Origin of the sequence: Verminephrobacter aporrectodeae subsp. tuberculatae At4, assembly GCF_000193225.1 — a bacterium.
In the GTDB taxonomy this organism is placed as follows: Bacteria; Pseudomonadota; Gammaproteobacteria; order Burkholderiales; family Burkholderiaceae_C; genus Acidovorax; species Acidovorax aporrectodeae.
Genome location: NZ_AFAL01000081.1, coordinates 1 through 6631, shown reverse-complemented (window position 1 = coordinate 6631; position 6631 = coordinate 1). Strand labels below are relative to the sequence as shown.

The 6631-nt window shown below is 68.8% G+C and carries 4 protein-coding genes; 3 read left to right on the top strand and 1 reads right to left on the bottom strand.

The window, feature by feature from the left end; genetic code table 11:
- The 3 genes from VTU_RS0103445 to VTU_RS0103435 all read left to right on the top strand — a co-directional run.
- A partial coding sequence (locus VTU_RS0103445) for an FGGY-family carbohydrate kinase (protein ID WP_029554063.1) occupies positions 1-765 on the top strand: 765 nt, incomplete at its 5' end.
- Complete coding sequence (locus VTU_RS0103440) at positions 762-2516, top strand: glycerol-3-phosphate dehydrogenase/oxidase (protein ID WP_010100796.1); 1755 nt, start codon at positions 762-764, stop codon at positions 2514-2516. The genes VTU_RS0103445 and VTU_RS0103440, both read left to right, overlap by 4 nt.
- Positions 2513-3268 (top strand): GntR family transcriptional regulator, encoded by a 756-nt coding sequence (locus VTU_RS0103435; protein WP_010100794.1) that lies wholly within the window; start codon positions 2513-2515, stop codon positions 3266-3268. The genes VTU_RS0103440 and VTU_RS0103435 overlap by 4 nt, the downstream gene beginning before the upstream one ends.
- A 17-nt stretch (positions 3269-3285) precedes the next feature.
- Here VTU_RS0103435 and VTU_RS30555 read toward each other — a convergent pair whose 3' ends face one another.
- Positions 3286-6231: an Ig-like domain-containing protein gene (locus VTU_RS30555; RefSeq protein ID WP_010100792.1), complete on the bottom strand. Its 2946-nt coding sequence runs from the start codon at positions 6229-6231 to the stop codon at positions 3286-3288.
- Positions 6232-6631 lie beyond the last annotated feature (400 nt).

Here is a 6631-nt window from a genome sequence, read left to right as displayed (position 1 = left end):
GTGGCGGCCAGCGCGATCGACCTGCTCGCGTCGCTCATGGCGGTCGGCGCGCCGCAACGCGGCCAGGCGGTCGCCGTGCTCGGCACCTGGTGCGTGAACGCGGTGATCGACAGCGTGCGCGAGCCCAAGCCCGCGGTCGGAGCCATCGTGAACTTCGGCGTGGCGGGCCAGCGCCTGTACCTGGAGAACAGCCCGTCCTCCATGGCCAACGTCGCGTGGCTGGCGCGCACGCTGGGCCTGCACGGTGCGGCGCAGCTGCTCGACTGCGCGCTGTCCGTGCCCCTGGGCGCGCAGGGGCTGCGCTTCCTGCCCTTCATCAACGGAGGCAGCGTGCCGGAAGGCGTGGCGGCCGGTTTCATCGGGCTCCGGCCGCAGCACGGCCGCGCGCACATGGCCCGCGCCGTGGTCGATGCGGTGGCCGCGCTGCACGCGCGGCACCTCGGTCGCCTCGCGTCATGCGGGCTCGGCGTGCGCACCCGCGTGGCCGCGCTGGGCGGCGGCGCGCGCGACGTGCGCCTGGTGCGGCTGATCGCATCCTTCCTCGGGCATTCCGTTGCGCGCTGCGGCGACGACGAGACCGGCGCGCGCGGCGCCGCGCTGTACGCGGCCATGTCGCAGGGCGCGAGCATGCCCGCGCCATCCTTCGAGCGCGTCGCGCACGACGCGCAGGATGCCGATGCCTGCGCGGACTACTACGGCGGCTTTCTGAAGCTCGTCGAAAGCATGCCGCCCGTGTGCGCGCACATGGCGGAGCCGGGGCAATGAACGACCCCCAGCAAACCTTCGTGCGCACGCCGGCGCTGGCCGGGCGGCATTTCTCGGTCGTCATCGTGGGCGCGGGAATCAATGGCGTCGGTGTATTCCGCGACCTGTCGTTGCAAGGGGTGGACTGCCTGGTCGTGGACAAGGGGGACTTTGCCGCCGGCGCGAGCAGTGCCCCTTCGCGCATGATCCACGGCGGCCTGCGCTACCTGGAGAGCGGGGCGTTCTCGCTCGTCGCCGAGGCCACGCGCGAGCGCAACCGGCTGCTGCGCAACGCCCCGCATCTCGTGCGCCCGCTCAGGACCATGGTGCCGCTGTCGAGCCGCTTTGGCGGGCTGCTCGGCAGTGCCCTGCGCTTTGCGGGGCGCAGCGCGTCGCCGGGCGCGCGCGGGTTGTTCGTCGTCGCGCTCGGCCTGCGCCTGTACGAGCTGCTCGGGCGCCGGCAGTGCGTGCTGCCCGGGCACCGGATCTCCCGCGTGCCGCCGGCCGACGCAGGGCTCTTTCGCCCCTCGGTGCGCTGGATCGCCACCTATTTCGACGCCTGGATCAGCCATCCGGAATGGCTCATCCTCGAGTTGCTGGCCGACGCCTGCCGCGACCAGCCGCGCTCGGTGGCGGCGAACTACTGCCAGCTCACGCGCTGCGACGGCAAGGCGGTGACGCTGCGCGACGAGATCAGCGGCGAGCAGGTGCAGGTCACGGCCGACGTGCTGGTCAACGCCAGCGGTGCCTGGCTCGACCACGCGGCCCGGGCGCTCGCGGGGGCGGGTTCGCGCGTCATGGGGACCAAGGGCTCGCACCTCGTCCTGGATCACCCCGCGCTGCACGACGCGCTCGATGGCCGCATGACCTACTTCGAGGCGTCGGATGGGCGCGTGTGCATCGTCTATCCCTTCCTCGGCCGCGTGCTGCTCGGCTCCACCGACATCCCGGTCGATGACCCGGACCAGGTCGCGACCGCACCGCACGAGATCGACTACCTGCTCGGCGTGCTGCGCGAACTGTTCCCGCGCCTGCGCTTCGGCCGCGACGACGTGGTCTACACCTTTGTCGGCGTGCGCCCGCTGGCCCGCTCGCAGGTCGAGCGCCCGGGGCAGATCCCGCGCGAGCACGCCGTCGCCGTCGATCCACCGAACGCAGCGCGCGCGGTCCCGCTGGTGTCCCTCGTGGGCGGCAAATGGACAAGCTTCCGATCGCTCGCCGAACAGGCAAGCGACGAAGTGCTGCGACAGCTGGGCCGATCGCGCGTGCAATCGACCGCGCAGCTGCCCATCGGCGGTGCAGCGGCGTGGCCAGCCGGCGTGCAAGCGATGGAGCGCTTTCTCGCGCACGTCGGCGAGCGCAGCGGCCTGAACCCGCGCCGCGTCGGCGACCTGGTCTGCCGCTATGGATCGCAGGCGCTGGCGCTCGCAGAGCATTTCGCCCACGCAGGCGACGCGCCGCTGCGCCATGCCCCGGCTTACTCGGTGGCAGAAATCCGCTACCTCTGCGTGCATACCGGCGTCGCGCGCCTGTCCGACCTGGTGATCCGCCGGACGCTGCTGGCCATCCGGGGGCAGCTCAGCGACCCGCTGCTCGCCGAGTTGGCCGACGTTGCTGGCGCTGCGCTGCACTGGGACAGCGCGCGCCGCCGCGAGGAACTCCAGGCCTGCGCCGCGATCTTGCGCGAGCGGCACCACGCGCGGCTCGCCGCCGTGCCCGATTTCGATGCATCATTGCCCGCCGAACCGACCATGGACCCCGCTGCGCCGTGAACCACCCGACGAATCCCTCTCCCGTCCTGGACCGCAACGCGGGGGCGCCCCTGTGGACCCAGCTGCGCGATGCGCTGCGTGCGCGGATCCTGCAAGGCGAACTGGCGGTGGGCAACAAGCTGCCCACCGAGGCCGAATTCGGCGCGCAGTTCGGCATTTCGCGCATCGTGGTCCGGGAGGCGCTGGCCGACCTGGTGCGCAACGGTCTGATCTACAAGATCCGGGGCCAGGGCGCGTTCGTCTCCGCGCGTGAGCGCGACGAGGACTTCGTCTCCACCGTGCTCGGCTTCTCCGACGAGATGCAGCGCAAGGGCCGCACGGTGCGCACGCAGGTCCTGCTTCAGGAATTGCGCGCACCGACCGGGGACGAGAGCCGTGCGCTCGGGTTGCGGGAGGGGGAGCAGGTCGTCGCGCTCAAGCGGCTGCGCAGCGTGGATGACGCGTTGCAGCTGCTCGTCGAGACGGCGGTGCCGGCCGACCTGGCCCCGGGACTGCACCGCATGCGGCTGGAGAACCGCTCCCTGTACGACGTGCTGCGCCGCCAATACGGCCTGCGCATCGTGCGCGCCGAGCGCTGGATTGACGCGGTGCTGCCGGATTCCCGGAGCAGCGCCTTGCTGGATCTCCCCGCTCAGGAGCCGTTATTGCGCATCGAGTCCATCGCCTACGGCGCCAACGGCCGTGCGCTGGAGCACTACCGCGCGCTGCACCGCTGCCAGTCGAGTCGCCTGCACGTGCAGACGACGGCCTGAGCGCCGGGCTCGCGCAATCAGAACCAGAACCCGTCGTGCGCCACGTCGGGCGCCAGCCCCACGATGGACAGCGGCATCTTCGCCGCGGCGCCGGGCGCGGTGATGACGCCGTCGGCCTGGCGGTCGGCGTCGAACGGCCCGCCGTCCTTGATCTGAAAATCCAGCCGCAGCCGCCCGCCTTCGTTCACCATCTTGCCGCCGTAAGGGCTGCTCGCCAGGTTCACCCAGGTGCCGCTGTGGTCTTGCAGCCAGTAGCCGTTGACGCCGATCTTCGGGTCCACGTACAGGCTGAAGGTCTCGCTGCTGCCCGCAGTCTCCAGCGCGGCCTTGAAACTCGTCAGCGCGATCGGCGTCTCCAGCGCCCGGGGCGTCAGGGCGGGAGCGTCCTCTTGCTCCAGGCCGGTGATGCGGGTGTGGCTGTCCAGGGGGACCTTGCCGTCCCGGCTGTCGGCCACCAGGGTCACCGAGGTGTCGAAGCTGTTGGCTGTCTTGGCGCGAAAGGATGCGACGGTGGCCTGCGCGCTGTCCTGGATGCCGTCTCCGTTGCCGTCGCCGGTGATGGAGCCCTTGGGGCCGACGGCCTGATTTTCCTGGGCGTCGGGCACACCGTCGCTGTCCGCATTCGGTGCATTTGGCGTCTCCGGCAGGGCAGGGCGGCGTGGTGCGGGTGTGGCCGTGTCGTTGCGCACCTGCGTGGCAGCGAAGCTGGCTGCGTCGTTGCCTGCGGTGTCCTGTATGGCGTTGGCGTCGTCACCGGCCGTGGGGTCCTGGTAGGCGACGCTCACCGATTGGCCAGGCGTGACCGCGGTGCTCAGCGTGAGCGTGACGGTCTTGGCTTGGGGCTCGACGCTGACCCGGGTAACGGCATTCGCGGTGTTGTTCACGAGCACCGCAAAGGCCCCGTTCGCCGCGACGTGGCCTGCGTCCAGGCTCAGGCCCTCGGTGTAGCTGAGCACCAGCTGGGCGCCGTTCACCGTGGCGCTGGCGAATACCGGGGCCCGGGTGTCCACCACGTAGTTGGTGCTCGCCGCCTGTCCCACTCCGGCGTTGCCCGCGGTGTCGGTCACGCCCGTGAGTTTCACGCGGATGGTATTGCTCGCGTCCTCCACGTCGGCCGTGGGCGTGAAGGGGGCGGTGTTCGTGCTTGCGGTGCGGGTCAGCGCGCCCAGCGTGCCGTTGTCCACCTCGACGTCGTCGCTGCTGAAGCTGGTGCCCACGTCCTCGCTGAAGGCAAAGGTCACGGTGGCGGTTTCGCCGACCCGGAGGCTGCTCTTGTCGAGTGTGATGGTGGCGCCGGGCGGCCGGGTGTCGATCGCGTAGTTCGTACTCACCACCTGTCCCACTCCGACGTTGCCCGCGGTGTCGGTCACGCCCGTGAGTTTCACGCGGACGGTATTGCTCGCGGCCTCCACGTTGGCCGTGGGCGTGAAGTTGGCGGTCCAGTTATTGGTGGTTGAGGCGCGGGTCAGCTCGCTCAGCGTGCCGTTGTCCACCTCGACGTCGTCGAGGCCGAAGCTGGCGCCCACGTCCTTGTTGAAGGAGAAGGACACGGTGGCGGTTTCGCCGACCCTGAGGAGGCTCCTGTCGATCGTGACGCCGGCGCTGGGCGGCCGGGTGCTGATCGTGTAGTTCGTACTCGCCGCCTGGCCCTCTCCGGCGTTGCCCGTGGTGTCGGTCACGCCCGCGAGGTTTACACGGATGGTATTGAGCGCGGCCTCCACGTCCTCCGTGGGCGTGATGCGGGCGGTCCAGTTGTTGGTGCTTTCGACGCGGGTCAGATTGTCCAGCCCACGGACGTTGTCCATCCCGACAATATCGTGGGCATCGAAGCTGGTGCCCACATCCTCGCTAAAGGCGAAGGTCACGGTGGCGGTTTCGCCGACCTTGAGGGCGCTTTTGTCGAGCGTGATGGTGGCGGTGGGTCGCAGGGTGTCTATCGTGTAGCCCGTACTCACCGCCTGTCCCGTGCCGGCGTTGCCCACGATGTCGGTCACGCCCGTGAGGTTCACGCGGATGCTGTTGTTGGTAGTCTTTTGCAGACCGTTCGTGGGCGTGAAGGTGGCGGTCCAGCTGTTCGTGCCTGCGGTGCGGGTCAGCTCGCCCAGCGTACCGTTTTCCGCCACGACGTCGGCGCTGCTGAAGCTGGTGCCCACGTCCTCGCTGAAGGCAAAGGTCACGGTGGCGGTTTCGCCGACCTTGAAGATGCTCTTGTCGAGCGTGACGGTAGCGCTGGGCTTCGTGGTGTCGATCGTGCTCGCCGCCTTTCCCGTTCCGGCGTTGCCCGCAAGGTCGGTCACGCCCGTGAGGTTCACGCGGATGGTATTGCTCGCGTCCTCCACGTTGACTGAGGGCGTGAAGCTGGCGGTCCATCTATTGGTGTTTGCGACGCGGGTCAGCTCGCCCAGCGTACCGTTGTCCACCTCGACGTCGTCGCGGCCGAAGCTGGTGCCCACATCCTCGCTAAAGGCAAAGGTCACGGTGGCGGTTTCACCGACCGTGAAGGCGCTTTTGTTGAACGTGACGGTGGCGGTGGGCTTTGTGGTGTCGATGGTGTAGGTGTGTGCGCGGAATGCCTGTACCCCGTCTGAGTACATGCGGCTCAGCACGTCTACGCCTTGTACGCCTACTCCTGCGCACCGGTTGCCATTCACATCCTCCACGTCTTCGGCATGCAGAAGGATAAGGTTGCCAGTCGAGTCGCCGGAATCCGGGGCCTTCAGGTCGAACTTCCAAGTGATGTTGTTGTCCGTGGTGCGCAGGTTCGACAACTCGCCCTTGTTGGTTATCACCTCATACGTGCTGGGTTTGACAATCTTCAGGTCCGCAAGGGTGAAGGTTGCCGGTTTCACCGCTCTGGTGAAGACGATGGTGTAGGTGCAGGTCTCGTTAGCGGAAAGGATGAGGTCAGAGCATTCGACGCTGGCGATGGTGGTGAGGGCGTTGGGGTCGGGGGTGGTGGCCATGGTGTTTGCGGTGGAATGGATGGACAGAGGGTTGATCCGGACCTGCGGTGCATCCCGTGCGGGCACAGGGCCACGTCACGGAGATGCCTTGGCAGGGGCGGTGCGTAATTCCCGAGGCAATGCAGCCCGGGAGAAGTCGTGGACAGGGGTTTGAATGCGTTGGAACTCCCCCATGCCGCTCGGGCGTGGGGGTTTCATCACATGACGGGGTGACTTGGCATGCCCGCCGCCTGTGGCAGCAGACGGCAGGCCACGCCCGGTGGCCCTGTCCGACGCCGCCGTGCGGGCGTCCGTGGGGGCGATGAATCCGACAGCCAGCCGTGTGATTTGGCCAGCGGTCTTTGAAGGGCGAAGCCGGGGGGCTGGCCCTTCCCTCTCTATACTCGGCTCGGCTCGGCTC